The organism is Curvibacter sp. AEP1-3, from assembly GCF_002163715.1.
Taxonomy (GTDB): domain Bacteria; phylum Pseudomonadota; class Gammaproteobacteria; order Burkholderiales; family Burkholderiaceae_C; genus Allorhodoferax.
This window is the reverse complement of sequence record NZ_CP015698.1, coordinates 230,284-256,107: the sequence shown is the minus strand read 5'-3', so window position 1 is coordinate 256,107 and position 25,824 is coordinate 230,284. Positions and strand designations below refer to the sequence as shown.

At 56.1% G+C, this 25,824-nt stretch carries 22 protein-coding genes; 2 read left to right on the top strand and 20 right to left on the bottom strand.

The genetic code is table 11. The features are described 5' to 3' along the window. Positions 1–91: 91 nt before the first annotated feature. The 12 genes from der to AEP_RS01075 all read right to left on the bottom strand — a co-directional run bounded on the left by der (position 92) and on the right by AEP_RS01075 (position 12,302). Positions 92–1,429 carry a ribosome biogenesis GTPase Der gene (gene der / locus AEP_RS01130; protein WP_087493691.1) on the bottom strand — a complete coding sequence of 446 codons (1,338 nt, stop codon included), beginning with the start codon at positions 1,427–1,429 and terminating at the stop codon, positions 92–94. Positions 1,430–1,441: 12 nt separating this feature from the next. Continuing rightward, positions 1,442–2,536 carry an outer membrane protein assembly factor BamB gene (bamB, locus tag AEP_RS01125; RefSeq protein WP_257789662.1) on the bottom strand — a complete coding sequence of 365 codons (1,095 nt, stop codon included), beginning with the start codon at positions 2,534–2,536 and terminating at the stop codon, positions 1,442–1,444. A gap of 38 nt (positions 2,537–2,574) precedes the next feature. Further along, positions 2,575–3,222: a YfgM family protein gene (locus AEP_RS01120; RefSeq protein ID WP_087493690.1), complete on the bottom strand. Its 648-nt coding sequence runs from the start codon at positions 3,220–3,222 to the stop codon at positions 2,575–2,577. Positions 3,223–3,234: 12 nt separating this feature from the next. Continuing rightward, on the bottom strand, positions 3,235–4,548 hold the full coding sequence (gene hisS, locus AEP_RS01115; protein ID WP_087493689.1) for a histidine--tRNA ligase: 1,314 nt from the start codon (positions 4,546–4,548) through the stop codon (positions 3,235–3,237). A 6-nt stretch (positions 4,549–4,554) separates the two neighbouring features. Beyond that, entirely contained in the window at positions 4,555–5,811 is a 1,257-nt protein-coding gene (ispG, locus tag AEP_RS01110; RefSeq protein ID WP_087497117.1) for a flavodoxin-dependent (E)-4-hydroxy-3-methylbut-2-enyl-diphosphate synthase, read from the bottom strand. A gap of 11 nt (positions 5,812–5,822) precedes the next feature. Continuing rightward, positions 5,823–6,725 (bottom strand): helix-turn-helix domain-containing protein, encoded by a 903-nt coding sequence (locus AEP_RS01105; RefSeq protein WP_232459895.1) that lies wholly within the window; start codon positions 6,723–6,725, stop codon positions 5,823–5,825. After that, positions 6,718–7,557: a type IV pilus biogenesis/stability protein PilW gene (pilW, locus tag AEP_RS01100; protein ID WP_087493688.1), complete on the bottom strand. Its 840-nt coding sequence runs from the start codon at positions 7,555–7,557 to the stop codon at positions 6,718–6,720. Before pilW ends, AEP_RS01105 begins: the two co-directional genes overlap by 8 nt. Next, complete coding sequence (gene rlmN, locus AEP_RS01095; RefSeq protein WP_087493687.1) at positions 7,550–8,701, bottom strand: 23S rRNA (adenine(2503)-C(2))-methyltransferase RlmN; 1,152 nt, start codon at positions 8,699–8,701, stop codon at positions 7,550–7,552. Before rlmN ends, pilW begins: the two co-directional genes overlap by 8 nt. Positions 8,702–8,707: 6 nt before the next feature. Next, positions 8,708–9,133 (bottom strand): nucleoside-diphosphate kinase, encoded by a 426-nt coding sequence (gene ndk, locus AEP_RS01090; protein WP_087493686.1) that lies wholly within the window; start codon positions 9,131–9,133, stop codon positions 8,708–8,710. A 68-nt stretch (positions 9,134–9,201) separates the two neighbouring features. Further along, the gene (locus AEP_RS01085) at positions 9,202–10,434 is read right to left on the bottom strand and encodes a pseudouridine synthase (RefSeq protein ID WP_087493685.1); all 1,233 of its coding nucleotides are present in this window, start codon (positions 10,432–10,434) and stop codon (positions 9,202–9,204) included. Further along, positions 10,431–11,102 (bottom strand): SMC-Scp complex subunit ScpB, encoded by a 672-nt coding sequence (gene scpB / locus AEP_RS01080; protein WP_087493684.1) that lies wholly within the window; start codon positions 11,100–11,102, stop codon positions 10,431–10,433. The genes AEP_RS01085 and scpB overlap by 4 nt, the downstream gene beginning before the upstream one ends. A 108-nt stretch (positions 11,103–11,210) precedes the next feature. Next, positions 11,211–12,302: an RluA family pseudouridine synthase gene (locus AEP_RS01075; protein ID WP_087497115.1), complete on the bottom strand. Its 1,092-nt coding sequence runs from the start codon at positions 12,300–12,302 to the stop codon at positions 11,211–11,213. On the opposite strand from AEP_RS01075, the gene AEP_RS01070 reads away from it, so the two are divergent. Next, positions 12,253–13,059, top strand: a complete 807-nt coding sequence (locus tag AEP_RS01070) for an outer membrane protein assembly factor BamD (RefSeq protein WP_087493683.1) — start codon at positions 12,253–12,255, stop codon at positions 13,057–13,059. The two genes, AEP_RS01075 and AEP_RS01070, sit on opposite strands and share 50 nt — an antisense overlap. On the opposite strand, the gene AEP_RS01065 is transcribed toward AEP_RS01070, so the two are convergent. Together AEP_RS01065 and AEP_RS01060 are read right to left on the bottom strand one after the other, a co-directional pair. Further along, positions 13,028–15,031 carry an ATP-dependent DNA helicase gene (locus AEP_RS01065; protein WP_087493682.1) on the bottom strand — a complete coding sequence of 668 codons (2,004 nt, stop codon included), beginning with the start codon at positions 15,029–15,031 and terminating at the stop codon, positions 13,028–13,030. The genes AEP_RS01070 and AEP_RS01065 overlap by 32 nt on opposite strands. Next, the gene (locus tag AEP_RS01060; RefSeq protein ID WP_442873360.1) at positions 15,028–15,186 is read right to left on the bottom strand and encodes a DUF465 domain-containing protein; all 159 of its coding nucleotides are present in this window, start codon (positions 15,184–15,186) and stop codon (positions 15,028–15,030) included. The genes AEP_RS01065 and AEP_RS01060 overlap by 4 nt, the downstream gene beginning before the upstream one ends. A gap of 159 nt (positions 15,187–15,345) precedes the next feature. On the opposite strand from AEP_RS01060, the gene AEP_RS01055 reads away from it, so the two are divergent. Continuing rightward, a complete protein-coding gene (locus tag AEP_RS01055; RefSeq protein WP_087493680.1) occupies positions 15,346–16,107 on the top strand; it encodes a PP2C family protein-serine/threonine phosphatase in 762 nt (253 codons plus the stop codon). Here AEP_RS01055 and AEP_RS01050 read toward each other — a convergent pair. The 6 genes from AEP_RS01050 to AEP_RS01025 form a co-directional block, all read right to left on the bottom strand. Next, positions 16,104–16,652: a hypothetical protein gene (locus AEP_RS01050; RefSeq protein ID WP_087493679.1), complete on the bottom strand. Its 549-nt coding sequence runs from the start codon at positions 16,650–16,652 to the stop codon at positions 16,104–16,106. The two genes, AEP_RS01055 and AEP_RS01050, sit on opposite strands and share 4 nt — an antisense overlap. Continuing rightward, positions 16,649–17,746 carry a cell division protein ZapE gene (zapE, locus tag AEP_RS01045; protein WP_087493678.1) on the bottom strand — a complete coding sequence of 366 codons (1,098 nt, stop codon included), beginning with the start codon at positions 17,744–17,746 and terminating at the stop codon, positions 16,649–16,651. Before zapE ends, AEP_RS01050 begins: the two co-directional genes overlap by 4 nt. A gap of 81 nt (positions 17,747–17,827) precedes the next feature. Further along, entirely contained in the window at positions 17,828–19,255 is a 1,428-nt protein-coding gene (gene lpdA / locus AEP_RS01040) for a dihydrolipoyl dehydrogenase (protein WP_087493677.1), read from the bottom strand. Between the two features lie 140 nt (positions 19,256–19,395). Next, positions 19,396–20,649, bottom strand: coding sequence for a 2-oxoglutarate dehydrogenase complex dihydrolipoyllysine-residue succinyltransferase (odhB, locus tag AEP_RS01035; protein WP_087493676.1), 1,254 nt, complete (start codon positions 20,647–20,649; stop codon positions 19,396–19,398). A 45-nt stretch (positions 20,650–20,694) separates the two neighbouring features. Then, positions 20,695–23,589, bottom strand: coding sequence for a 2-oxoglutarate dehydrogenase E1 component (locus AEP_RS01030; RefSeq protein WP_087493675.1), 2,895 nt, complete (start codon positions 23,587–23,589; stop codon positions 20,695–20,697). Between the two features lie 207 nt (positions 23,590–23,796). Beyond that, the gene (locus AEP_RS01025; RefSeq protein WP_087493674.1) at positions 23,797–25,689 is read right to left on the bottom strand and encodes a propionate--CoA ligase; all 1,893 of its coding nucleotides are present in this window, start codon (positions 25,687–25,689) and stop codon (positions 23,797–23,799) included. Positions 25,690–25,824: the final 135 nt, after the last annotated feature.

The window sequence follows — 25,824 nt, the reverse complement described above, 5'->3', positions numbered from 1 at the left end:
TAAGGGTTTGACGATACCACACATGCTTCGAGCCCCTCTTGCTGACGAGGCGTTTACGCACAGGGACCTGTCAGATAACTTGCTGCTTTACTTAATCTTTATCAGCAAATGGATTCTGAGATGACTTCATTTCAATCCGTAAGGGAGTTCCAATCAAATTGAACTCCTTGCGGAAGCGACCCTCCAAAAACCGCTTGTAGGCTTCGGTAACGTGCTCAAGGGAATTGCCGTGAATCACAATAATGGGCGGATTCATCCCCCCTTGGTGGGCGTAACGCAATTTGGGCCGGTATGCACCGGTCTTCTTCGGTGTCTGGAATTGCACCGCCTCTAATAGCAGGCGGGTCAATACTGGTGTCGGCATCTTGCAATTGGCTGCTTTGTGCGCTTGAGCAATTGCTCCCCAGAGCGGGCCTAGGCCCTGGCGTTTTTTAGCCGAAATGAGATGCAATGCAGCGAACTTCAAGAAGCCCAGACGGGTCTCTAAAGATCGTTTCACCAACTCGCGCTGGTATTCGTCGATCGCATCCCATTTGTTAACCGCCACAACCACAGCACGACCGGATTCCAGAATGTAGCCCGCTATGTGGGCGTCCTGGTCAGTTACCCCTTGTTCAGCGTCGATCAACAACAGGACCACGCTGGCAGACTCAATGGCCTGCAACGTCTTGACGACCGAGAATTTCTCAATGGCCTCAAACACCTTGCCTTTTTTGCGCAATCCTGCGGTGTCTACCAATTCAAACTTCTGACCTTCCCGCTCAAAGGGGACAGAAATGGCATCCCGCGTGGTACCGGGCATATCAAATGCCACCAAACGCTCTTCACCCAACCATGTGTTAATCAGAGTCGATTTGCCTACGTTTGGTCTGCCGGCGACTGCAAGCTTAATCACGGAGGGACCAGAAGGCTCAGGGTCGTCCTCAGGCTCTTCAAGATGCAATGCGTCCAGTGCCATCTCGATCAAAGAGCGCATACCCTGACCATGTGCAGCAGATACCGGGAAGACCTCACCCAAGCCTAACTCAAAGAACTCAGCAAGTTGGGAGCCGGCTTTCATGCCTTCCGCCTTGTTGGCCACGACAAGGCACGGCTTACCAAGCTTTCTCAGATAGTTGCCGATGTCATGATCCTGCGCGGATAACCCCGCCCGAGCATCTACCACAAATACAACCACATCAGCCTCGGCAACCGCCTGCCGGGTTTGCTTCGCCATCTCTTTGAAGATGCCGCTCCCGGCATCGGGTTCAAAACCACCGGTATCGATGACGATGAATTCCTGCTTGCCGTGTTTGCCATTGCCGTAATGGCGGTCACGTGTCAATCCGGCATAGTCGGCAACGATCGCATCGCGGGTTTTCGTCAAGCGATTAAACAAGGTCGACTTCCCGACATTCGGGCGCCCCACAAGGGCTATAACTGGCTTCATTCGGGACCTCTCTTATTCTGGACGGAAGGCAAAAATACCTCCCTTTTGGGTCACAACGACCAACGTTTTTCCAGCAAGGACAGGCGACGCCCCCAGTGGTGAACCATCAAGCACCAAACGCCCTAAAGAGGAACCGTCTGTTTTCGACAGTAGGTGCACAAGTCCGGCACTATCGGGTACCGCCAGAGTTTCTCCCAGGAGCAACGGTGTTCCCAAATCACGCCACTTCAAGGTCGCCAATTGCCATGCCACCTCACCATCAGCGCGGCGCCATGCTACGAGCCTGCCATCGGCCTCTGTGCCAAACACCAACTTGTCATCGCCAGAAACACCAGTGAATCCGTTTGCAGCTCTGGACCAAATGACCTTTTGATTCGCCAGACTCACACACGCAACTGCATTCTGGTAGGCGCGAAGGCACACATCAGATCCCAAGCGACTGACTCCTGGCATAAGGTCCACCAGGCGATCGACCTCGTTGGCTCCACGACTGACGGACACTGGAATTTCCCAACGCTGAGTACCTGTCAATGGATTCAAACCCACTAACCTCCCACCGATTCCTGCCACCAGGGTATCACCCACAGGGAAAAGCACAGCAGCCCGATCCAACACCAGGCTATCGCTCCCCCTTTGTTGTTGCCACAGGCGCTTGCCCGTTTCGCTGTCAAAAGCAATAAGGGTCCGGTCGGGAGTGATCACAAAGACGCGTCCACCGGCAACCAAAGGTGGCGTTACGGCGACGGAAGTCAACTTTTGTTGCCAGATCCGCTTCCCTTTCTGCAATACAACCAACTCCCCGTCGGTCGTAACGACTGCAGTCTTTTCGCCGTCTGCACCGACACCGGCCGAAATTTTCTTACCTATCTCTGACGTCCATTGGACGACCCCGGTATCTGAATCCAAGCTCGAAATTGATCCCGAACTGGATGCCACATATATGTCGGAGCCAACCAGCTTCACCTCAAGGGGGAAACCGACTTCCCCAATCGATGCAGACCAGACCTTCTTCACTGCCAAGAGTGAGGCTGCGGGAGCGAGTTCAGCGGGCTTTGGTTTGGATGGACCGGCGCACCCAGCCAACACAAAGGCCATTACCCCTACCATCAGAAAATCAGCGGTCCGTCGCATGTGCAGATTTCGACTCACTTCGATTCGCTGACACCCAGCGCAGCCAGTTTGACTTCCACCAGCCGGCGATATTGATCACGCTCGGACAATTGCTTGATTGCTTCCTTGTACAGAGCCACCGCTTCTTCCGTCTTACCCTGTGCCATCAGCAGGTCGGCCTTTTTGTCAGCAACGAGGCCCATAAACTCGAGGGGGAACTTGGCACCCAATGTCTTTGCTGCCCCGTCAAAACTCTTGGCTTCAATCAACAAACCCGCTAGTCGTATTCTCGCCAATGCCGCCAATCCTGGGTCTACGCTACTCTCGGCAACGGTGGTCAACGCAGTTTGAGCCACGTCTGGTTTTTCCGATAGGTAAGCCACTTTGGCAAGGGTGAGACCTGCTTGCTGGGTATAGACGGTTGAGGGAAATCGCTGGCGCATATCTCCATAGGCACGGTCCGCGGCAGCAACATCGCCACCAGCAATGACACGATCCACTTCTTCATACATGGCAGAAGCTTGCTCGGCCTGCCGCTTGGACCACCACTGATAACCATTCCAGGCGGCAAAGGCACCGAACACGATGATCAACAGCCAGGAAATTGCATTCCCATATTGCTTCCAAAAATGTTTCAGTTGATCGAGTTGCTCTTGTTCTTCGAGATCTAAATGATTTGCCATGTTGAACCTGGTTTAAGCGGTTGGATAAAGGCTAGCAGCCCATGATGCCATCTCATCTATCCGAAGAGTGGCTTGCGGAACATTCGAATCCCGCAATGATTTGACAGTGACTTGTCCGGAAGCGAGTTCATCAGGTCCAAACACGAAAGCGAATCGGGCGCCCGAAGCATCTGCACGCTTGAATTGAGACTTCATGCTCGGCATCCCTTCAGAGGTGCTAGCTTGCATCTGGACAGAAAGACCAGCTTCCCGAAGGACTTGCAGCGATGGCATCACAACTTGCAGATTTGCAACATCTGTAATCACTGCAAAAACATCCAAACCCGGCTGCATCAGTGCCACGCCGGACTCTTTGATTAACTCCAGAACGCGCTCAACGCCCATGGCCCAACCCACCGCGGGAGCTGGTTTTCCTCCGATTTGCTCTATCAGGTAATCGTATCGGCCACCCGCACAAACGGTGCCTTGGGACCCCAGTTTCGTGGTGACGAACTCAAACACCGTCAAGTTGTAATAGTCCATCCCCCGAACCAAGCGAGGGTTCACCGTGTAGCTCACTCGGTGAGCATCCAGTATTTTTTTCACCGTTTCCAGATGCTCTTTGGAGGCATCACCCAAGAAATCGATCAGCTTGGGTGCAGACTCGATCACACCTTGCATCCCGGGATTTTTGGAGTCCAGAAGGCGGAGTGGATTCAGGTGCAAGCGGCGCTTGGCTTCTTCATCCAGCAGATCCAGATGGAGTTCAAAATGCTGGATCAAAGCGGCTCTGTGCAAATTGCGTTCGTCTGGCTGCCCCAGACTGTTTATCTGTAATTCAATATCCGTCAAACCCAACTCTTTCCAAAGCATGTGGGCCATCAGAATCACTTCGGCATCGATTTCAGCGCCACCGAAACCGAGCGCCTCTGCCCCGATTTGGTGAAACTGGCGGTACCGCCCGCGCTGTGGTCGCTCATGCCGGAACATGGGCCCCATGTAATAGAGACGCTTAGGACCGTTGTAAAGCATCGAATGCTCCACAGCTGCGCGCACAACTCCCGCTGTATTCTCCGGCCGCAAAGTCAGCGCCTCGCCATTCAAACGGTCTTCAAAGGAATACATCTCCTTTTCGACGATATCTGTCACTTCACCCAAGCCCCTCACAAATAGGGAGGTAGGCTCAACGATGGGCGTACGTACATTCTCAAAGGCAAAGCGCCGCATTAATTCCCGTACCCGGGCTTCCAATGCTTCCCATGCCGCAGATTCCGGCGGCATGATGTCGTTCATGCCTTTGACGGCAACAATCTTGTCCGCCTTACGCGGACTATTCTTCTCGGACATAAGCTCTCAAATGCTGGGGGTGCGGGGCGTGAAACGCTCCCGGATGTAGTTTTCCACTACGTTCTGGAAATCAGCCGCGATAGACTCGCCGCGCAAAGTCATGCGTTTCTCGCCGTCGATAAAAACGGGCGCTGCCGGAGCCTCACCGGTACCGGGAAGACTGATACCGATATCGGCATGCTTGCTTTCACCCGGGCCATTGACGATGCAGCCCATGACCGCGACCTTCATGTTCTCGACGCCGGGGTACTGGGTACGCCATACAGGCATCTGGTCCCGCAAGAAGTCGTCAATTTGCTTGGTCAGTTCCTGGAAAGTGGTACTGGTGGTTCTTCCACACCCCGGGCAAGCAGTAACGCTTGGAACGAACTTGCGAAGACCTAGTGACTGAATGATTTCGGATGCGACCACTACCTCTTGCGTTCTGGCCTCACCAGGTGCAGGTGTCAAAGACACTCGAATAGTGTCGCCAATACCCTCTTGCAACAGAATTCCAAGAGCAGTTGCAGAGGCTACCGTACCTTTGGTGCCCATTCCAGCCTCAGTCAACCCAAGGTGCAGTGAGTATTTTGAACGCTTGGCCAGTTCGCGGTAAACCGCGACCAGGTCCGTGACGCCGCTCACCTTGCAGGAAAGCGTGATCTGATGTCCCGCCAGCCCGATCTCCTCTGCGCGTTGAGCAGATTCCAAGGCAGAGGTGATTAAAGCCTCATACATCACCTGCTTGGCATCCCAAGGGTTAACTCTCCGGCTATTCGCATCCATCAAACTGGCGAGCAATTCTTGATCAAGGCTCCCCCAATTCACGCCAATCCGAATCGGCTTATCCCATTGAATAGCGGCTTCAATCATCTGGGAAAACTGACGATCACGCTTGTCGCCCTTACCCACATTTCCCGGATTGATGCGGTACTTGGACAGGGCTTTGGCACAGTCGGGAAATTCACTCAACAGCCGGTGACCGTTGTAATGAAAGTCGCCGATCAAGGGCACTGAGATACCCATACGATCTAACTGCTCCCGGATATGCGGGACCGCCTCAGCAGCCTCAGGAGTATTCACCGTAATACGCACCAACTCGGAGCCTGCCAAGGCAAGTTCCTTCACCTGAATGGCGGTACCGATTGCATCTTCAGTGTCCGTGTTGGTCATGGACTGGATACGGACCGGCGCATCGCCACCGACAGTCACTTCATGGCCGCCCCACTTGACGACAGACTGCAAACTAGTGCGCGCCAAGGGTTGCGCCAAGGCGATAGGCATTTGCTGCTCCACTACTTCACCTCAAATCTGGCAACGTTATCTCTGGAAACAGTCGACATATTGAAGGGTTTGCCCCTCACTTCGACATCCACCATGTCTGCCTTGCCGACTACGACGGCCAATGGAGATACACCAGTGGCAGAAGTGATGCCATCAGCCTGCAAAGTTCTACGAACCAATACAGCACCAGTGGAGTCAACAACCTCCACCCACGTTGTACCTTTCGCGCGAATCACAATCATCTCGGTTGGCTTTTGCACCGGGGCCGAGCTTGCAGGTAACGCCGCCTCAGTCACTGGTTGCTTCGCCAGCTCCGCTGGAGATGGTCCTGGAACTACCTCTACCGGAGGCAATTTCTCTTCAAGTTTCTCTGCAACTGGCACCGGTTCAATGGCTGGCTCTTTAGGGGGCGCAATATTTACTGGAGTTACATCGGCTTTTGACGCGAACTCAGGCAAGTGCATTTCCGGCGCAAAAGCAATACCCAATACAGCAAACAGCAATAGTGACACCACGATCACAACAGGTCGTTTGAGTGCGTCTACAAACCCGACGGATGCCGCTTCACCAGGAACCTTGAATGGAGCGTTGATGCCTTTATCCCCTGCCTCAAAACTGGGCTTGACGGTCTGGGGGAGCAGCTCAAGGATGGGGGCTGAATCGACTTTCAGAGCTCTGCAGACACTAGACGCCAATGCTCTGACGAACACCGCATCCGGCAATAAGTCTGCACGATCCGCCTCTAAAGCCTCCAGCTTCTTGACAGGTACCTTCATGGACACGGCCAGAGCAGCAATATGCAGCCCTGCCGCCTCGCGGGCATTTCGCAAAAGGCGGCCTGCCGTTACAGGCGCTGCAGCGAGCGTCGTTTCTGGCAACTCAGGGAGCGCGCCACTCATCTCAACCTCATTCATCGAATGCTCCCCTATCAAAAGAACCCGCTTCTTTGGACTGCGCAAACCGTTTTCGGAGTTGCGCACCGAGTTGCGTCATCGCATCCTTGTTGCCCAACATCTGCTCAATCTTGATACCCAACCAGAGTGACTCCGCATTTGCATATTCACTATTGTTGATCCTGCGAACGTGAAACTGCGCCTTGGCCAAATCCCCACGCTGCATCAACAAAAGTGCAAGGTTGTAACCTGCTACAGGGTTTGAAGGATCCAATTCATTTGCTCGAGTCAAACTGGCAATCGCATCGTTGCGAGCCCCTGCCTTCACTTGGCAGACACCCATTGCCATCCAAGACTTGGAACGCTCGTTGTAGTTCGGATTTGCAATGGCCCCCATGAACTGCGTGTAGGAGTCTTGGGCACGGCCTTGTTGGCAAAGAAGCCAACCGTAATTGTGTTGCACGCTGGCAGCCTGAGGATTGAGTTGCAATGCGCGTTTGAAACTTTCCTCTGCCAAGGGGAAATCATTCAAGCGCATGTATATCAAGCCGCGCAGATTGTGCGCCTCAAAAAGCCCCGGGTCCGCGCCAATTGACTGCTTCAATTCGTCCAAAGCAACCGTAGTTTGGCCATTGTTGTAATAGCCAGCGGCTAACTCCAAGCGGATTTTGGCGCGCTTACGGGCAGGTGATTCATCTGAATCTGTTAGTAAATCGTTACTGGATGCCGGCGTTTGCGCGCCGCCTGCACAACCTTGCAACAAGCCGATAGCCAAAGCAAAAAGTATTGACGACACAACAGCACGGCCAAACGGACGCAGAGCTAGCGTCAGTGCGGAAAATCCATCAGTCATTTCGCATCCCATCATTACCGCGCGTTTCGAAATCGCGGACCTGCTGGAGCATAACCGTGCGTTGCTTGAAAATACGAGTCCCTACGTTCGTACGGTCTTTGACATCCCCAGCAAGTTGACCGCAAGCGGCATCAATATCGTCTCCGCGGGTCTTTCGGATAGTAGTCACCAAGCCACCATCTACCAAGATGCGTGCAAAGGCCTGAACGGCGTTGTTAGAGGAACGCAGCAATCCAGAGGCAGGAAAGGGATTGAATGGGATCAAGTTGAACTTGCAAGGAACGCCAGATTCTTTCACCAGTTGCAACAATAACTTGGCATGCTCTGGGTGGTCATTGACCCCATCCAGCATGCAGTATTCAAAGGTAATGAAGTCGCGAGGCGCATGGGCCAGATACCGGCGACAAGCCTCCATCAATTCCTTGAGCGGGTACTTTCGATTCAAAGGAACCAGGTTATCCCTCAGCGAGTCTTCAGGTGCATGCAAAGATACAGCGAGGGCTACGGGACAATCCTCCCCCAAGCGGTCCATCATTGGAACTACGCCTGACGTCGAAACTGTGACTCGGCGGCGTGACAGCCCGTAACCATGGTCATCCAACATGACTTTCAAAGCCGGAACGAGCGCCGCATAGTTCTGCAAGGGCTCGCCCATACCCATCATCACGACGTTGGAGATAACCCGATCAGACACCCCCAGGTGGCTGCGCAAAAAATGCTCAGCAAACCAAAGCTGCGCCAGTATTTCCCAAGTTTTGAGATTGCGGCTGAAGCCTTGGTGCCCGGTCGAACAAAATCTGCACCCTACTGCGCATCCGGCTTGGGAGGATATACAAAGTGTCCCTCGGTCAGACTCGGGGATAAATACCGTTTCGACAGCATCTCCGTTGCCAACATCGAACAACCACTTGATGGTGCCGTCTGCTGAGATGTGTTGAGTGATTACGGGCAGGGCACGTACTTCTGCATGCCCCCGTAATTTGTCCCTGAGCGACTTGGCGAGATCGCTCATATCATCAAATTGGCTCGCGCCTTTTTGATGCACCCAACGGAACAACTGGGTAGCCCGAAACTTCTTTTCGCCTAAGCTTTCGCAGAAGGCGGCCAGACCCTCGAGATCAAAATCGAGCAGGTTGACCGCCATACTGAATTAACGCGAGTAAACGTTCATGCCGGGGAAGAAAAAGCCCACTTCCACTGCTGCTGTTTCAGGAGCGTCAGAACCGTGAACCGCATTGGCGTCGATGCTGTCAGCGAAATCGGCGCGAATGGTGCCAGGAGCAGCCTTTTTAGGGTCTGTTGCACCCATGAGGTCACGGTTTTTGCCGATGGCGCCTTCACCTTCCAATGCCTGGATCATGACGGGGCCGGAGATCATGAAGTCCACCAAATCCTTGAAAAAAGGACGCTCTTTGTGCACAGCATAGAAGGCTTCTGCCTCACCGCGGGAGAGGTGCGCCATGCGTGCAGCAACAACCTTCAAGCCGGCTGCTTCGAAGCGGGCGTAGATTTGACCGATCACGTTCTTGGCCACTGCGTCGGGCTTGATGATGGAGAGAGTGCGTTCGATTGCCATGTTGATTCCCAAAAGTATAAAAAATTAATTGCCCGTGATAGACAAAGCCGACGATTTTAGCATCGGCATTAGCGGCTTCGACCACCATTGCGTCTTTGTCCGCCACCGCCGGGCCGGCCACGGCCATTGGACTCTTGCCGCTGCCTGGAAAAACTGTCTGCACCGATGTAACCCAGAGAAGTTTTCATCGGATCAGGCTGCGCTCCACCTTCCTGGCGTCCTCCCTGCCTCGGAGACTTTCCATTGGCCTGACGAGCAGTGCCTCCTTGACCGCTCCCACCTTTCGGGGAAGCCGGACCCCGACCGCCTTGGCGAGGGCCACGGCCTCGGGGGCGGGGAGCACCAGCAGCTCCATTCGATTCCTCGCGGGCTCTGGGCTTGCCCGCGCTCGCTGCCTGCATCAGGGCACGGATATCGGCCTCATCCAGCTCCATCCAAGCTCCACGCTTGAGTCCACGAGGCAATACCATGGCCCCGTAGCGGATACGGATCAACCGACTGACCGCATGCCCCACAGATTCGAGCATGCGCCTGACTTCGCGATTCCGACCTTCGGAGATAGTGACCCGGTACCAGCAATTGGAGCCTTCGCCACCACCGTCTTCTATGGAGCCGAACTGGGCTACTCCGTCATCCAATTGAACCCCATCCAATAGGGCCTGCTTTTCATCTTTGCTCAGAGCGCCCAATACCCGCACCGCATATTCACGCTCCAATCCGAAGCGAGGGTGCATCAGGTTATTGGCCAATTCGCCCGAACTGGTAAACAAGAGAAGCCCCTCTGTATTCAAGTCTAGGCGACCGACCGATTGCCACTTTCCTTGGTGCAGTTTAGGCAACCTGCGAAACACCGTCGGACGGTTTTGCGGGTCGTCATGCGTAACTACCTCGCCAACTGGCTTGTGATACGCAATGACTCGGGCAGGTGGCGGCTCAATCCGGAAACGGATAGGCTTCCCGTTTACTTTGATGTTGTCACCAAACTGAATGCGTTGGCCAATGTGCGCCGGCTCGTTATTGACAGAGATTCGTCCCTCGAGAATCAACTGCTCCATTTCAAGCCGCGAACCCATACCGGATTGCGCCAATACTTTGTGCAACTTGGGCGTTTCTGCTTGGGGCAACAGAACCCGCTTGGGCAACACGACATCTTCTGCTTCTTCATCCGCGTCAAATTGACCGGAGATCACATCATCGAAACGATTAGTGCCCTGCGGCAATGCAGCCTCGGTAGCCATTTGCTGCTGGAGCACGCCAGACGGTGTCACAGCGGCATCAGGCGTCAATTCGTTATCGTTCATGTTTGTGTTCCGTTATCAATTTCTTCTAGCGCGGCCTGAAGTGGCATCGCCATTTGTTGCTCGTCTGGATTGCTTGCTCCAACTGTTCCATGATCAACCACCTCGCCCGAAGCTCCCAACAGCCCCTCTAGTCCAGCCATGGAATCTTCCCCGCGCTCTGGCGATTCAAGAAGTGGCAATTGATCCAGGGACGCAAGGCCCAAATCATCCAAAAACTGCTTCGTGGTTGCGTACAGCGCAGGCCTGCCAGGTGCCTCACGATGCCCGATCACCTCCACCCATCCCCTATCTTCCAATTGCTTGATCAACAATGAGCTGATGGTGACGCCACGGATGTCCTCCATGTCACCTCGGGTAACCGGCTGCCTGTAGGCAATAATGGCTAATGTCTCCAAGGTTGCACGGGTGTACTTGGGCGGCTTCTCGGGGTGCAATCTGTCCAGATATTCCCGCATTTCAGGACGGCTCTGGAATCGCCATCCACTCGAAACGCTCACTAACTCGACACCCCGGCCCACCCATTCTGTTTGTAACTCACTGAGCAAATTCTTCACAGTGTCAGCGCCAATTGCATCGGCAAACAATTCACGCAAAGCCTTGACAGTCAAAGGCTGTTGGGCACATATCAAGGCGGTTTCAAGTACACGCTTGGCATCGACCATATTCATAGTCTGTACGTAATGATGGAGAGCCGGAAAAAATGGCAGACCGGAAACGATCGCACCGACGGTAGGAAGGGCATTGGCCGCAACTTGACTACCCTACGAGAGACGTAGCTACAAACCTCCCGGTTTGCGAGCTTGATTGTACCCGAGGCCCAATTCAGCGCAAAGCGCCATGAAATCAGATGGCGGGCCACATTCAAATTCCAAAGACTCTCCCGAAACGGGATGATTGAATGCCAAACGGCAGGCGTGCAGAGCTTGACGAGTCATTTCCCCCAATACAGCTCCTCCGTATACCGCATCGGCCACCAATGGATGGCCGATGTGCGCCATATGGACCCGGATCTGATGGGTACGCCCCGTGTGCAAAATGCACCTGACCCAACAGGCTACTTGACTGTTGCTAATCAAACTGAAGTCTGTTTTCGCCTCTTTGCCGGATTGATGTGCCAGATCGACTACTGCCATTCGCAGTCGATTACGCGGATCTCGTCCGATAGGAGCATCGACTTCTTTCAATCGCGTCCAAGGCCAAGTCTTGTGTGCAATCGCGAAATATTGGCGACTTACTTCCCTCGCTGCAATTGCATTTACGAGAGCATCCATGGCAGTCCTTGATCGGGCCACCACCATCAATCCACTGGTGTCCTTGTCAAGCCGATGGACAATCCCCGCCCGTGGGACCAGCGCGGCATGCGGACTGTAGGCCAGCAGACCGTTCAGGAGTGTTCCGCTCCAATTTCCGGGCGCCGGATGAACCACCAACCCTGCTGGTTTGTTGATAACCAATACGTGTTCGTCCTCGTGGACCACGTCCAGAGCCATGGGCTCAGGCTTGAAGGCCTGGCTTTGCGGGGTTGGCTTGAGCTCCACAGTAAGCTCCTCGCCCACCTTTACCTTGCCCGAAGTCTTGGTAACGACTTTGCCATTAACTTGTACGAACCCGGATTCAATAAGCTGCTGGAGATAGCTGCGCGAAAACTCCTGAACACTGAATGCCAGTGCCCGGTCAAGACGCTCACCATGCAAAGAAGCGTCTAATGTGAAGCTGCGGAACTCTGCTTCGCTGGCGATATCAGACGCCTCATCCGCCTCTGCTTGCACAGAGTGCGCCGATATAATTCCAACGGTTTGATTCAAGAAAGTCCCCAAGATGCTGCGTGCGAAATTATCGGTCGTTTGTGCCACGATGCTGACGACCATGGCGACACTGCTGGCAGGTTGCTCCAGTGCACCGGTAGACAAAACGGCAGGAATGAGCCCCAACCGACTGTACGCCGAGGCCAAGGACGAGATGGGTGCATCCCAATGGGACAAGGCCGTACCGCTGCTTGAAAAGCTGGAGGCCAGAGCCGCTGGTACCCCACTCGCACAGCAAGCTCAGTTGGACAAAGCCTATGCACAGTTCAAGGCAGGTGAACAAGCCCAATCTTTGGCCACTTTGGAACGCTTCATCAAACTCCACCCTGCCAGCCCTGCATTGGATTACGCCATTTACTTGCGCGGCATCGTTAACTTCAATGACGACCTGGGCTTGCTGTCATCCATTACCCGTCAAGACCTCGCCGAACGGGATCAGAAGGCGGCCAAAGAATCTTTTGAATCATTCAAAGAGCTGACGACACGATTCCCTGATTCGAAATACGCACCAGATGCGCAACAGCGCATGAATTACATCGTGGGTTCCTTGGCGCAGTACGAAGTGCATGTCGCCAAGTACTACTACAAGCGTGGTGCGTATCTGGCTGCCGCCAACCGCGCACAGCAGTGCATTACTGATTACCGCGATGTTCCAGCCACTGAGGAGGCACTTTTTATCCTCTACAAATCCTACGACGCCTTGGGCATGGAACAGCTTCGTGACGATGCCAAACGTGTGCTTGAAAAGAACTTCCCCCAGTCCGACTTCCTGCTCAAAGGCGGGAAAGCTAATTCAGATCCATGGTGGAAGATTTGGTAAGCGCCTTGAGTTCTGCCTGAAACTGAGTGTCGTCCTTGACGATACGCATGACAGGCAAGGCTGACAGTAACTTGCGCCCGTAGCCCATGGAGCGCAGTCGTACATCGCACACCACCAGCACACCGCGGTCTGACTCCCTGCGGATCAGGCGCCCTACCCCTTGTCGTAAGGCTACGGCAGCCATGGGTAGCTGAACCTCATTGAAAGAGCTACCCCCAGCCTCATCCACTTGCTTACATCTGGCTTGGAGTAGCGGGTCATCCGGCGGAGCAAAAGGTATCTTGTCAATCAGCAGTAGTTGCAAGGTCCGGCCGGGAATGTCTACCCCCTCCCAAAATGAGGCAGAGGCCACCAACACACACCCTAATCCTTCCCGCTGCTGGAAGCGCTCCAGCAGTTCTCGCTTGGAGCTCTCACCTTGCACCAACACAGCCATATCCAGGTGAGGTGGAAGGAGCTTCCGTATCGTTTCACCAATCAAGCGCATAGCACGCAAAGTGGTAGTTAAAACCATGGTGCGTCCGCCAAGAATCTCTGCGCCTTCTGCTGCCAATGCAGCAACGCGAGTGCCATGATTGGGGTGAGACGGCGCAGGAATCGCGCCGGGAACGTACAGCGCGGCCTGATGCTCGTAATTGAAAGGACTTTCAACCTTCAAGACATTTGCACCATGGAGCCCTGCAGAGTTCACAAACCAAGCCAAATCTGAGCCGGGGCCCAAGGTTGCAGAGGTAAAAGTCCACGACACCCGGGAACCAGCCTCGAGTGCGCCCGTCACTTTGCTCCGCATCGCGTCTGATATGTCCATAGGGGACTCCACGAAGCGCAAACGAGTGCCGTTATCCATCCAACGGATCAATCCATCTTCCGCCGGAAGTGCTGCCCGATCCAAGTGATCTTTAAGTATCGACGCCCGTTCAGCCAAGGCGGCCAGCTCCTGGTGCGCATCAGCCACGCCTTGAAGCGCTTGCAATAGAGTGGCATGGGCCTGCAACAAGCGTCCCAGGCGACGCTCCCACAAACCAGGCGACAGTCCTTCCGGAACAAGGGCTTGCCATGGCAAGCGAGGGGTGTTTGCAGCGCTCTCCTGACACACTAATTGCATGTCCACAACCGCCATTTCCAGTTGCTCCACCAGCAGCTGCCAATTGGCCATGCCCCGTGCCCATTGCAAACCCACGAACACTACATCCCTTCCCAGATTGAGCAATTGCAGGGTCGACCATTGCCGCCCGAGAAATTGGACTCCGATGTCATTGAGCTGGTGCGCCTCGTCAAAAACCACCGCATTCACGGTCGGGAGAAGTTCAGCGACTCCGGATTCACGCACGTTAGAGTCCGCAAAAAACAAATGGTGGTTAATGACCACCACATCCGCGGCCATGGCATCCCGCCGCGCCTTATAGAGATGGCACTCCTGGTACCGTGGACACTTTGATGTGGTGCAGTTTTCACGGGTAGATGTGATCAGCGGAAGCAGCTGCTGCGACTCCTCCAGTGCCGGCACCTCTGAGACATCTCCGGTTCTGGTCGCCGTCACCCAGCTCTCCACCTGCCCCAACAAACGCAAGGGCGCAGCGCTTTGCAGGATTCCGGAATGGCGTGCATTGGCCAATCGGTGCAAGCACACATAACTGCTGCGCCCCTTTAGCAAAGCTACGCGTACCGGAATTTTCAGTATTTCCAGTAGCTCCGGAATGTCGCGCGTGAAAAGCTGGTCTTGCAACGCTTTGGTGGCCGTAGAGAGAAGCACCTTTTGTCCACTCAGCAAAGCGGGCACCAGATACGCAAAGGTCTTCCCAACGCCAGTACCGGCCTCTACGACCAAGACACCACAGTCCCGAATATTGCCAGCGACTGCAGCAGCCATATCTTGCTGTCCTTTACGGGGCAAATATTCCGGAACCGCATCTCCCAACAAGCCGCGGGGCGCAAATACTTCTGCGACTCGCTCCACCAACAGCGAAGTCATGCCGACTCATCCGGACTCAGGCTGCGCTCCAGTACTGTAATTTCATCGCGGAGGGCAAGACGCCTTTTCTTGAGTCGTTGCAACTGCAAATCATCGCGAAGCCTACCGGGCAGGTCCGCGCTGTCGATGCAGACATCCAATTCATGATGTGCCATCCTCAATTCGATAAGCCGGCGCCCGGGGGAATGAAGATTGGTTTCCAAAGGTAAAAGCGCCCCGCTAGGTGGTTAAACTGGTTGTCTGAACTGCGATGCATTCGATAATACGGCGAGTTGCATACGCTCGGCACCGATTTACCCCTTCAACTGCACACCATGTCCTCTGGCTATCGCCTCAGCGCCTCTACCGGCATCCACAAGGGTGACCGCGAATACCAGCAAGACCAGGTGTCTTTGTTTAAGCACCCCAGAGTGAACGGGTGTCTGCTGGCCATCGTCGCTGATGGCATGGGTGGACGTAGCGGTGGACGCAAAGCATCCGACCAAGTCATGCTGACGGCCAAGCAGTTATTCGAGCGTTATGACCCGGATACAGACGATGCCATCGCGACCTTGCGGCAGATGGTGCAAGAGGCCCACATCGTGATCAAGCTGACAGCCATCTCGTCTGAAGAGGAGCCGCACAGCACTCTCGCTGCGTTTTTGATCAATCCGGGTGGCGACTGTCACTGGGCCCATACCGGAGACTCCCGCGTGTACCAATTCCATGGCAACCGCTTCATCAAGCGGACCATGGATCACTCCTATGTGCAGGCGCTGGTCAATAGGGGGGAAATCACCGAAGAGCAGGCAGCCAGCCACCCGCAATCCAACATCTTGATGGGCTGTCTGGGTACTGAAAATGAGCCCCCTGTGGACTTCCACTTCATTCCCAAGTTGCGTACCGGTGACGTGCTGATGGCCTGCAGCGACGGCGTTTGGCACTACTTCAACAATGGCGAGCTAGGTTCCGTGTTGTCTACCCTTTCCGCGCGCGAAGCCACCGAATTTTTGATTGAAAAAGCACGCTCCCGGGCCCGGGGTGGTGGCGACAACCTGTCGGTAGTCATCGTCAAAGTGGAATCTTTGCACCACTAAGGCGTGGTCGGCAGGGGCTCCGCCCGGTCCTTTTTTTCCAGCAAGCGTTTTTCCAACTCCACTCTTCGACGAGCCGCCTCTTCCTGCTTGGCTTCAAATGCTGCCCGATTGGCGGCTGCCTGCTCGGGCGTGATAGGTGTTGCCTTGTCCATTGCCGGAGCAGCAGGCTTCGCAGGCGCCGGTGCTACTTTGGTTTCTGCCGGAGGCGCTGCCGGCTTACCTTGCGCTTCCAAGTTTCGCTGAAGCTCGTCCGCTTGCTTCTCATTCAATCGATCCAGTTGCTCACGGGTGCGTTCGGCACGCTGAGCATCCCGCAATACGAGTTCACGTTTCCGCAAGACTGCCGCTTGTGCGCGCCGCTGGGCGGCTACTTCAGACAGGCAGGCATTCACTGCAAAGCGCTCGTAACACAATGCCTCGGCATTGCGACTCTCGGCCTGCAATTTCGCGCGCTCAGCCTCGACTGCTTGGAGAGAATCGCCTCCTTGCGCAAGGGCTATAACGGACAAAAGCCCTAAGCAAATACCAAACAGAATGCGCATCATGTGAGTCGCGTATCCACCGTGCGACGCTCCAAATCCAAAAATTCTTTGGACTGCATTTCTGTCAACCGCGAAACGGTACGGGGAAACTCATGCGACATGGGACCCTCGGTGTACAAGCCTTCGGGCGCCACATCCGCAGACATGATGAGCTTGACGCGCCGGTCATACAGCACATCCACCAACCAGGTGAAGCGCCGGGCTTCCGATGCCATGCGCACCGGCATATGCGGCACACCACTGAGAAACACGGTGTGGAAGCGTGACGCAATTTCCAGATAATCATTTTGCGAGCGGGGCCCCCCACACAGCGTCTTGAAGTCAAACCACACAACGCCCCCCGCCTTGCGCATGGCGCTGATCTGGCGCGACTCAATATGCAACAGCGGGTCTTCATCATGCTGCTCGGCCAGCGCATTGAAGGTAGCCGTCATCGCGGCATCCGCTACCGCGCCATTGGGCACGTGGTAAAGCTTGGCATCCTCCAAGGTGCGACGGCGGTAATCCGTTCCGTTATCGACGTTGAGCACTTCCAGCTTGGCGTTCAACAGGGCAATGGCCGGCAGGATGCGGTCCCGGTGCAGGCCACCGGGATAAAGATCATCCGGCTTGAAATTCGAGGTCGTCACAAAACCCACCCCGTTGTCAAACAGGGCGTTGAGCAAACGGTGGAGGATCATGGCGTCGGTAATGTCCGCAACGTGGAACTCGTCAAAGCAGATCAAGCGGTAACGCTTGGACATGCGCTTACCCAACTCGTCCAGCGGATTCACCGTCCCTTGCAGGTTTACCAGTTCGTGGTGAACCTCACGCATGAACTCATGAAAATGCAAGCGGGTTTTACGCTTGAGCGGCACGGCATTGAAAAAGCAATCCATCAGAAAGCTCTTGCCCCGCCCTACCCCGCCGTACATGTACACGCCTCGCGGAATCTCAGGCCGGTTGATCAGCTTCTTGAGGGCATTCGAGCGTTTGGCTTTATAGACAGCCCAATCGTTGGCACAGCGCTCCAAGGCCTCCACGGCGCGCAACTGCGCCGGGTCGGCGGTGTATCCACGGGCCTTCAACTCCGCCTCATAGGCTTCTTTGACGCTCAATGCATGCTCCGGTATGCTACAAAAAGAGAAGCTGCTAGCGCACGAATGACGGGCGCTAGCAGCTTGTTTGGCTTACAACGATCAGAAGTTCAGCGTACGCTTGTCCACTGCCAACGCTGCTTCCTTGGTGGCTTCACTCAAGGAGGGGTGTGCATGACAGATGCGAGCGATGTCTTCCGCACTGGCCTTGAACTCCATGGCCACCACGGCTTCCGAGATCAACTCGGAGGCTTGTGGTCCAACGATGTGAACGCCCAGGATTTCGTCCGTCTTGGCGTCAGCCAGGAACTTCACGAAACCGGTGGTGTCGCCCAACGCACGTGCCCGGCCGTTTGCCAGGAACGGGAATTGACCCGCCTTGTAGGCGACGCCGTCCGCCTTGAGCTGCTGTTCGGTACGGCCAACCCATGCGATCTCGGGGCTGGTGTAAATGACCCAAGGGATGGTGTTGAAGTTCACGTGACCGTGTTGACCGGCAATGCGCTCAGCCACGGCAACGCCCTCTTCTTCCGCCTTGTGCGCCAGCATCGGGCCGCGCACCACGTCACCCACCGCCCAGACACCGGGCAGATTGGTTTTGCAGTCAGCGTCCACCACGATAGCGCCGCGCTCGTCCAGCGCCAAGCCCACAGCCTCGGTGTTCAGGCCGATGGTGTTGGGCACGCGGCCGATGGAGATGATGAGCTTGTCAACTTCCAAGGTTTGGGCTTCGCCCTTGGCGTTGGTGTAGGCAACGGACACGCCCTTCTTGCCGTTCTTGATTTCGCCGACCTTTACGCCCAGCTCAATCTTCAGGCCTTGCTTGGTGAACGCCTTGTGCGCTTCCTTCGCAACACCTTCATCCACGGCGCCCAAGAACACGGGCAGGCCTTCGAGAATGGTGACCTCGGAGCCCAGACGTTTCCACACGGAACCCATTTCCAGGCCAATCACGCCGGAGCCGATCAGGCCCAGCTTCTTGGGCACAGCACCAATGTTCAAGGCACCATCGTTGGACAGGATGTTGACTTCATCAAAAGGCGTGCCGGGCAGTGCGCGGGCATTGGAACCGGTGGCGATGATGATTTGCTTGCCGGTGATCGTTTCTTCCGCAGCGCCAGCCACCTTAATCTCGTAGCCACCTTCAGCAGCCTTGACGAAAGAGCCCCGGCCATGAAAGAACGCTATCTTGTTCTTTTTGAACAAGTACAGGATGCCGTCGTTGTTTTGCTTCACGACAGTGTTCTTGCGGGCAAGCATCTTGGCCACATCCATGCTCACACCTTTCACCTCGATGCCGTGCTCGGCAAAGTGGTGGTTGGCGTGGTTGAAGTGCTCAGACGATTGCAGCAACGCCTTGGAAGGAATGCAACCCACGTTGGTGCAGGTACCGCCGGGAGCGGGACCGCCAGCGGCATTCTTCCACTCGTCGATACAGGCCACATTGAAGCCCAGCTGGGCAGCGCGGATAGCGGCAATATAGCCACCGGGGCCGCCGCCAATGACGATCACGTCGAATTGTTTGCTCATGAATTTCTCGCTTCTAGTTCCAGAGATTCAGCAGGACCGCAGTGCCTGCTTCCAGAAACACCGCGGAACCGGCTTTGCCGGGCCGCTGGTGTTGCCCCCTGCAAGGGGGAGGCGGCAAAGCCGCCCGGGGGTGAGCCCGATCAGATATCAAACAGCAGACGTGCTGGGTCTTCCAGCGCTTCTTTCATGGCCACCAGACCCAGAACGGCTTCACGGCCGTCGATGATGCGGTGGTCATAAGACATGGCGAAGTAGTTCATGGGGCGAACCACCACTTGGCCGTTCTCGACCATGGCGCGGTCTTTGGTGGCGTGCACACCCAGAATGGCGGACTGGGGCGGGTTGATGATGGGGGTCGACATCATGGAACCGAAAGTGCCGCCGTTGGAAATGGAGAAGGTACCACCGGTCATTTCTTCAATGCCCAGCTTGCCGTCCTTGGCCTTCTGGCCGAACTCGGCAATCTTCTTCTCGATATCGGCGAAGCTCATCTGGTCTGCATTGCGCAGGATGGGCACTACCAAGCCACGGGGTGAGCCCACGGCGATACCGATGTCAAAGTAGCCGTGGTACACGATATCGGTGCCATCGACCGATGCGTTCAACACAGGGAACTTCTTCAGGGCGTGCACAGCAGCCTTGACGAAGAAGCTCATGAAGCCCAGCTTGACGCCGTGTTCCTTCTCGAAGCGCTCTTGCATGCGCTTGCGCATTTCCATGACCGGAGCCATGTTGATTTCGTTGAAGGTGGTCAGGATCGCGTTGGTGGACTGGGACTGCAGCAGACGCTCAGCCACGCGCGCACGCAAACGGCTCATGGGCACGCGCTGCTCAGGGCGGTCGCCCAGATTCACGGAAGGCGCCGCCACTTGAGGCAAGGACTTGGTGGGAACGCCCGTGGGGATTGCGGCAGCAGCTACCACTTTAGGAGCAGCCGCAGCGGCCAACACGTCACCCTTGGTGATGCGACCGTCTTTGCCTGTGCCTTCAACGCTGGAAGCAGCAATGCCGTTGTCAGCCAACAATTTGGCTGCAGCGGGCATGGCAACGCCTGCCTTGGAGTTGCCGGCTGCAGCAGCAGCTGCCACTGGGGCTGCGGCTGCCGGCGCAGCGGCGGGAGTGGCAGCAGCAGGTGCTACGGCACCAGCCACTGCAGCAGTGTCGATACGGGCGATCAGCTGCTCGGCAGCCACGGTAGCACCATCAGCAGCCACCAATTCCACCAGCACACCGGCTGCAGGAGCGGGCACTTCCATCACGACCTTGTCGGTTTCGACTTCGATCAGGATTTCGTCGACCGCAACTGCTTCGCCGACTTTCTTTTTCCATTGCAACAAGGTTGCTTCCGCCACAGATTCAGACAGCTGTGGGACTTTGACTTCTACGATTGCCATATCTAATTCTTTCCGTAATGTGTTGGGGGATGAAGTGCTGCTGACTTACTTGGTCAGAACAAAGCCCTTCAACTTGCCGAATGCGCCTTCAACCAGAGCCTTTTGTTGCTCTTGGTGCAAGTGGGAGTAGCCCACTGCCGGCGACGCGGACGCAGCGCGTCCGGAGTAGCCGAGCTTCTGGCCTTCCAACATGTTTTCGTGGATGTAATGCTGCACAAAGAACCACGCGCCCTGGTTTTGCGGCTCGTCCTGGCACCACACCACGTCGGTGGCATTGGGGTACTTCTTCAGTTCGTTCGCAAACGCTTTGTGCGGGAAGGGGTACAGCTGTTCCACGCGGATGATGGCCACGTCGTCCTGGCCCTTTTCTTCGCGCTTCTTCACCAGGTCGTAATACACCTTGCCGGAGCAGGCAATCACGCGCTTGACCTTGTCACCCTTGAGCTCCTTGCTCTCGGGAATCACGGTCTGGAAAGCACCCTTGGTGAACTCGGACAGCGGCGATGTCGCGTCCTTGTTACGCAGCAGGCTCTTGGGCGTCATGATGATCAATGGTTTGCGCAGGTTGCGCACCATCTGACGACGCAGCACGTGGAAGATCTGGCTGGCCGTGGTGGGCTGCACGATCTGCATGTTGGTGTCAGCAGCCAGTTGCATGAAGCGCTCCAGGCGTGCCGAGCTGTGCTCTGGACCCTGACCTTCGTAACCATGCGGCAACATCAAAGTGATACCATTCACACGGCCCCACTTCACTTCGCCGGACGCAATGAACTGGTCAATCACCACTTGGGCGCCGTTGGCGAAGTCGCCGAACTGGGCTTCCCAAATCACCAGGGTGTTCGGGTCGTTGGAAGCGTAGCCGTACTCAAAGCCCAACACCGCCTCTTCAGACAGGATGGAGTCGATCACCACGAACGGAGCCTGGTTGTCAGCCACGTTCTGCAATGGCACGTAGGTACCGGCATCCCACTTCTCGCGCTTCTGGTCGTGAATCACGGCGTGGCGGTGGGTAAAGGTACCGCGTCCGCAGTCTTCACCCGACAGACGCACGGGGTAGCCGCTGGCCACCAAGGATGCGAAGGCCATGTGCTCGCCCATGCCCCAGTCCACATTTACTTCGCCGCGGCCCATGGCTGCGCGGTCGTCGTAGACCTTTTTCACCAGCTGGTGGGGGGTGACGCTCTCAGGAATGGTCGTCAGCTTTTCGGACAGGCGCTTCCACTCGGTCAATGGAATGGCGGTGTCGCCAGCGTCAGTCCACTTTTTGCCGAGGAACGGAGACCAATCCACCGAGTACTTGCTCTTGAAGTTGGTCAGTACGGGGTCCACGGTGTGCTTGCCGGCATCCATGGCGGCGCGGTATTCCTTGACCATGGAGTCGCCAAGGTCTGCACCCAGGCCTTGCGCAGCCAACTTGTCGGCGTACAACTTGCGGGTGCCGGGGTGGGCGCCGATCTTTTTGTACATCAAGGGCTGAGTCAGGGAAGGTGTGTCCTGTTCGTTGTGACCCAACTTGCGGTAGCAAGTGATATCCACCACCACGTCCTGCCCGAACTCCATGCGGAACTCCAAAGCCAGTTGGGTCGCCAGCACCACGGCTTCCGGGTCATCACCGTTCACGTGCAACACGGGCGACTCGACCATCTTCACGATATCGGTACAGAACGCACTGGAGCGCATGTCGCGGGGGTCGGAGGTGGTAAAGCCGATCTGGTTGTTGATGATCAGGTGCACCGTACCGCCGGTGGTGTAACCACGGGTCTGGGCTAACGCCAAAGTTTCCTGGTTAACACCTTGGCCGCCAAAGGCCGCATCGCCGTGCACCAGCACGGGCAGCACTTGGGAGCCCTTGGGGTCATCACGGCGATCCATACGCGCACGCACAGAGCCCTCGACCACCGGGTTCACGATTTCCAGGTGAGACGGGTTGAACGCCAAGGACAGGTGAACGGGGCCGCCTGCGGTGGACACGTCCGAACTGAAACCCTGGTGGTACTTCACGTCACCAGCAGGCAGGTCTTCAGGGGCGGTGTGGTCAAACTCGGCGAACAGGTCCGCAGGCATCTTGCCCAGGGTGTTGACCAGCACGTTCAGACGGCCGCGGTGGGCCATCCCGATCACGATTTCCTGAATGCCCTTGGCACCGGCTTGCTGGATCAACTCGTCCATGGCGGCAATAAAGCTCTCGCCACCTTCGAGGGAGAAGCGCTTTTGGCCCACGTACTTGGTGTGCAAGTAGCGCTCCAAGCCTTCAGCCGCAGTCAGGCGCTCCAGGATGTGCTTTTTCTTTTCTGCATTGAACTGGGGCTTGCTGCGTATTGCCTCGAGCTTTTGCTGCCACCAGCGCTTCTGGTTCTGGTCGGTGGTGTACATGTACTCCACGCCGATGGTGCCGCAGTAGGTTTCGCGCAAAGCGTTCATGAGCTCACGCAGGCTCATGGACTCTTTGCCGAAGAATGTGTTGCTGATGTTGAAGACCGTTTCCTGGTCAGCATCGCTGAAGCCGTAGAAAGATGGCTCCAATTCAGGAATATCGTCGCGCTCAATGCGCTTGAGGGGGTCGAGATCCGCCCAGCGGGCGCCGACGTTGCGGTAAGCGGCAATCAATTGCTGCACTGCAGTGCGCTTGCGGCCCATCTCGGAGTCCGCGCCGCTGGCGACCACCGTTTGTTTCACACCTTTTTTTGCCAGATCAACGAAAGCGTTGATCACGGGCATGTGGGCTACGTCTTTCGATGTGGTGCCGTCCGCAGCGGGAACGTGCTGCAAAGCATCAAAGTAATCGCGCCAGGTATCGGGAACGCTACCGGGGTTGGCCAAGTAGTTCTCATACATCTCTTCGACATATGGAGCATTGCCACCGAACAGGTAGGTGTTGTTTTGGTAGGTTTGGTACACGGACGAGCCAGTGTTCGCACCATTGGAGCTGGAATCACTCATATTTCGCTGACCTCCGTTCCCCTTCAGGGAACATTAGCTGGTTAAAGCTGGTTAATTAACCTTCCGCGACACGGCTGAACCGATTGGCGGATGCGACTGTGGCATGGGAAGGGCCTTCATTGCAGGGCGGATTGTGCCACCGAATGATTTTTGGGGAAAGTAAAGTATGGGCGAGGGTATGCACTTCTTGCATACCCTCATGCCGATTCAAGCCAACAAATCACGGATCTGTTGAAGCGCTCCGGGATCTTCCATGGTGGTCAGGTCGCCGGGGTCACGCCCCTCACATACCGCCTGAATGGCGCGGCGCAGCAATTTGCCACTGCGCGTCTTGGGCAACACGGACACGAAACGCACCCGCGCTGGCCGCCCCACCGCACCAATGGTTTGGTCAACCACTTTCATGATCTCGCCTTCGAGTTTGAGCTTGGCAGCGTCGTCCACCAAACCGCTGGCATCCTTAACTACCGCAAACGCGACCGCCACCTGCCCTTTGAGCTGATCCGCCACGCCCACCACTGCCACCTCTGACACATTAGGGTGGCTGGAGATGCTTTCCTCAATTTCACGGGTCCCCAAGCGATGGCCGGCCACGTTGATCACGTCATCGGTGCGCCCCAGGATAAAGAAATACCCGTCCTTGTCGCGCACTGCCCAGTCAAAGGTGCTGTACAGCTGCTTGCCGGGAATGCTGCTCCAATAGGTTTTTACGAAGCGCGCATCGTCTTTCCAGACGGTTTGCATGCAGCCGGGTGGGAGCGGGCCTTCGATGGCGACTACGCCTTTCTGATCGGGGCCGGTCAGTTCTTCGGCCGTGTTCTCGTCGATCAGCTTGATGTTGTAGCCGTACATGGCCACGCCGGGGCTGCCGAACTTGCTGGGTGCTTTTTCCACGCCATTCGCAATGGTCAGGATGGGCCAGCCGGTTTCGGTCTGCCAATAGTTGTCGATGATGGGCTTGCCCAGGCTCTCGCTGATCCACTGTGCTGTGGGCTCGTCCAAAGGCTCGCCGGCCAGGAAAAGCGCCCGCAGGCTGGAAAGGTTGTACTTGGTTAGCATGGCAGGGTCCTGCTTTTTCAGCACCCGCACGGCCGTGGGGGCGCTGAACATCACCGTCACCTTGTACTTCTCCACCAGGCTCCACCAGACGCCTGCGTCGGGACGTGTGGGCAGCCCTTCGTACATGATGGTGGCCATGCCGGCAACCAGTGGCCCGTAAATGATGTAGCTATGCCCCACTACCCAACCGATGTCGCTGGTGGAAAAGTAGGTTTCGCCGGCGTTGCCGCAGAAGATGTGCTTCATGCTGGCAGCGAGGGCCACTGCATAGCCGCCGGTGTCGCGCTGCACGCCTTTGGGCTTGCCGGTGGTACCGCTGGTGTACAGGGTGTAGCTGGGATGGGTGGACTCCACCCACTCGCAGGGCACCACTGCATCCAGATGATTCAGGCGTTCAGCGCCCCACAGATGGTCGCGGCCGGCTACCAAATTCATAGCAGCCAGTTTGCGGTCCACCAACAATACTGCGGCCGGCTTGTGGCTGGAGGTGGCGATTGCCTCGTCCAGCAAGGGCTTGTACTCCACGACCTTGCCACCGCGTGAGCCGGCATCGGCACTCACGATGACCACAGGCGACGCATCTTCAATACGGGAGGCCAGCGACCCTGCTGCGAAGCCGCCGAACACGACGGTGTGGATCGCACCAATCCGTGCACAGGCCAACATGGCAAATGCAGCCTCCGCAATCATGGGCATGTAAATCAGGACCCGTTCGCCCTTCTTCACCCCCAATGACAGCAGCACAGCCGCCATGCGTTGCACTTCGGCGTGCAACTGGGCAAATGAATATACGACCTCCGAATTGGTTTCGGTGGACACCGCGATCAGTGCCGCCTGGTCCGGCCTCGTCGCCAAATGGCGGTCCACCGCGTTGTGGCACAGGTTGGTGGTGCCGCCCACAAACCACCTAGCAAAGGGTGGATTGCTGTAGTCACATACCTGGGCGGGTGCGGTTTTCCAATCTATCAGCCCTGCCTGCTCGGTCCAAAAGCCATCGCGGTCATCGATGGAACGGCGGTAGAAATCAGCGTAGCCTGTCATTGTTTGTCTCCGGTCGGGCCTATAAAACTGAATTCATAATTATGGAGAGCCAACTTGCTGCAAGCTGACTTTTCCACCGCCCGACACTCCACTCATCAACAAGCCGCAAAAAAAGCGGCAGTCATTTCAGACTGC

Excerpts from the sequence above, each read along its gene's own strand:
- der (WP_087493691.1), bottom strand. The coding sequence starts at position 1,429 with ATGAAGCCAGTTATAGCCCTTGTGGGGCGCCCGAATGTCGGGAAGTCG.
- bamB (WP_257789662.1), bottom strand. The coding sequence starts at position 2,536 with ATGGTAGGGGTAATGGCCTTTGTGTTGGCTGGGTGCGCCGGTCCATCC.
- AEP_RS01120 (WP_087493690.1), bottom strand. The coding sequence starts at position 3,222 with ATGGCAAATCATTTAGATCTCGAAGAACAAGAGCAACTCGATCAACTG.
- hisS (WP_087493689.1), bottom strand. The coding sequence starts at position 4,548 with ATGTCCGAGAAGAATAGTCCGCGTAAGGCGGACAAGATTGTTGCCGTC.
- ispG (WP_087497117.1), bottom strand. The coding sequence starts at position 5,811 with ATGCCTATCGCCTTGGCGCAACCCTTGGCGCGCACTAGTTTGCAGTCT.
- AEP_RS01105 (WP_232459895.1), bottom strand. The coding sequence starts at position 6,725 with ATGAATGAGGTTGAGATGAGTGGCGCGCTCCCTGAGTTGCCAGAAACG.
- pilW (WP_087493688.1), bottom strand. The coding sequence starts at position 7,557 with ATGACTGATGGATTTTCCGCACTGACGCTAGCTCTGCGTCCGTTTGGC.
- rlmN (WP_087493687.1), bottom strand. The coding sequence starts at position 8,701 with ATGGCGGTCAACCTGCTCGATTTTGATCTCGAGGGTCTGGCCGCCTTC.
- ndk (WP_087493686.1), bottom strand. The coding sequence starts at position 9,133 with ATGGCAATCGAACGCACTCTCTCCATCATCAAGCCCGACGCAGTGGCC.
- AEP_RS01085 (WP_087493685.1), bottom strand. The coding sequence starts at position 10,434 with ATGAACGATAACGAATTGACGCCTGATGCCGCTGTGACACCGTCTGGC.
- scpB (WP_087493684.1), bottom strand. The coding sequence starts at position 11,102 with ATGAATATGGTCGATGCCAAGCGTGTACTTGAAACCGCCTTGATATGT.
- AEP_RS01070 (WP_087493683.1), top strand. The coding sequence starts at position 12,253 with ATGCTGCGTGCGAAATTATCGGTCGTTTGTGCCACGATGCTGACGACC.
- AEP_RS01075 (WP_087497115.1), bottom strand. The coding sequence starts at position 12,302 with ATGGTCGTCAGCATCGTGGCACAAACGACCGATAATTTCGCACGCAGC.
- AEP_RS01065 (WP_087493682.1), bottom strand. The coding sequence starts at position 15,031 with ATGACTTCGCTGTTGGTGGAGCGAGTCGCAGAAGTATTTGCGCCCCGC.
- AEP_RS01060 (WP_442873360.1), bottom strand. The coding sequence starts at position 15,186 with ATGGCACATCATGAATTGGATGTCTGCATCGACAGCGCGGACCTGCCC.
- AEP_RS01055 (WP_087493680.1), top strand. The coding sequence starts at position 15,346 with ATGTCCTCTGGCTATCGCCTCAGCGCCTCTACCGGCATCCACAAGGGT.
- AEP_RS01050 (WP_087493679.1), bottom strand. The coding sequence starts at position 16,652 with ATGATGCGCATTCTGTTTGGTATTTGCTTAGGGCTTTTGTCCGTTATA.
- lpdA (WP_087493677.1), bottom strand. The coding sequence starts at position 19,255 with ATGAGCAAACAATTCGACGTGATCGTCATTGGCGGCGGCCCCGGTGGC.
- odhB (WP_087493676.1), bottom strand. The coding sequence starts at position 20,649 with ATGGCAATCGTAGAAGTCAAAGTCCCACAGCTGTCTGAATCTGTGGCG.
- AEP_RS01030 (WP_087493675.1), bottom strand. The coding sequence starts at position 23,589 with ATGAGTGATTCCAGCTCCAATGGTGCGAACACTGGCTCGTCCGTGTAC.
- AEP_RS01025 (WP_087493674.1), bottom strand. The coding sequence starts at position 25,689 with ATGACAGGCTACGCTGATTTCTACCGCCGTTCCATCGATGACCGCGAT.